The organism is Frankia sp. CoWAU3, assembly GCF_977971855.1.
Genome location: NZ_CDWWXB010000166.1, coordinates 6745 through 8451, shown reverse-complemented (window position 1 = coordinate 8451; position 1707 = coordinate 6745). Strand labels below are relative to the sequence as shown.

The window sequence follows — 1707 nt, the reverse complement described above, 5'->3', positions numbered from 1 at the left end:
CCGACCCAGACGGGGAGGAGGTTCGGCGCGGTGGTGTGGTCGTCGTGCCGGGTCGCCGCGGGTGCGCTCGGGGACGGCCGGGTGGGGCCGGGTGCCAGCGACGTCGCTCTTACGATCCCCGGTGGGCTGGGCGCGTTCGGGTCCGACGTCGACGGCCCGTCGCCCGGGGGCGCCGCGGATCCGGCGCTGGGCGGCGCGGCACTGGACGTCGGCGCGCCGTTGCTACCGGCGAGCACGGGTAGTCGGAGGATCATGCCGGGGTTAAGGAGGTTCGGGTCGTGGAGGCGTCGTCCGGCGGGATCCGTCGCGCCCTGGTTGGCGTGGAAGATCTGCCCGACCAGGTGCGGAAGGTCGTGCTTCGGGACGTCGGGGTAGGCGTTGTGGGCGATGTCCCAGAGCGTCTCGCCGGGACGAACCGTGTGGGTCGTCTCGGTCGGTGGGGTGCCTCGTGCCGGTTTCGCTGTGCCGGTGGTGGCGTTCGGGGTCGCGGATGCTGTGGTAGGTGCGGGGGCGAGGGGGATCCGTAGCAGGGTTCCGTCGCCGATCACCACGAAGTCGGGTGGGAGGGTGGTGCCGTCGGGTTGGCGCAGGCCGACGCTGGCGTCGCGGACCTCCTTCCACCGGTCCAGGTTGCCGAGGAACTGCGCGGCGACGGATCGCAGGGTGTCATAGGGGCCGCAGCGGTAGATGTCCCCGAAGAGCCGTCTCGGTTCCGGTAGCCCATGCCCGATCGGCCCCGGCCCGGGGCTGGCCTGGACGGGGCCGGCCAGGACGTCTGCAGCCGGGGCGGGGGCGGTGCCACCGAGGACGGTTGTGACGTCGGCGGATGCGCTCGCCGTGGCCGCCGGGTGCCCGGACGGGCCGGTCGTGGTCGGGGTGGCGGCGAGGGCGGCCCGGGAGGAGAGCAGGCTGACGGCGAGGGAGGCCAGCGCCACCCATCGCGCCGTGGCGCGCCGGACCACGTTCGGCGCGGGAAGGCGCCATCCGGCGCGTTCCGGCACGGTCGGCGCGTTGGACACGCCGCCAGGGCGGGCCGTGCCGTGTGGACCGCGTCGGCTCCGGGCGGTCTGGGTGAGGGCTTCCCCGATGATGCACAGGGTGAGGTAGGCCCAGGTCAGCCAGGCCAGCACGGCGAGGGTGTCGGGGACGACGTCGGGGTGGAGGTAGCCCCGGGTGGCCAGCGTCGCCCACCGGGCGGGTTCCCAGGTGGTGGGCAGCGGGTTTCCCCGCCAGGCGGCCAGGAACACCGGCACGGCGGTGAGGAAGACCAGCAGGCCGAGAAGCGCGGCCAGGCCGCGCAGCGCCTGCCCGGCCGACGGGCGGGCCACACCGGCGGTCGCCCCCGTCCGTGAGCGTCGGCGTGCCGGCGTCCGGCCGGGTGGGGGGCCGAGTCGGCATTGATGATCTCGATGGTCGGCATGGCGGCGGGTGGGGGTGAGCTGGGGCATGGCGGTTCTCCCGTGGGTTACGGGCCGCGGAGGGCGACGGCGGACCGGGTCTGGGTGACCGTGGCGCCGGTCCGGCCGGACAGGGCGAGCAGGACATAGGTGATGCGCGTCTGAACGATGACCGTCACCGCGTCACCAGCGACGGTGATCGTGCCGTCGATGTGGTGACGGTCGAGGTAGGCGCGGGCGGCCGCGTCGGCCGCGGCCGGATCGAGGGTGGGACTGCCCGCACGCAGGCTGGCCGGGGCGATCTGTTGGG

The 1707-nt window shown here is 74.7% G+C and carries 1 protein-coding gene and 1 pseudogene; both read right to left on the bottom strand.

Features of this window, described 5'->3' with window-relative positions; all coding sequences use genetic code 11:
- The coding region (locus AC08ON_RS13915) for a LysM peptidoglycan-binding domain-containing protein (RefSeq protein WP_476617119.1) at window positions 1-1328 on the bottom strand (1328 nt) is incomplete at its 3' end.
- Between the two features lie 137 nt (window positions 1329-1465).
- Window positions 1466-1707: pseudogene (locus AC08ON_RS13910) on the bottom strand (pilus assembly protein TadG-related protein); the annotation flags it as partial.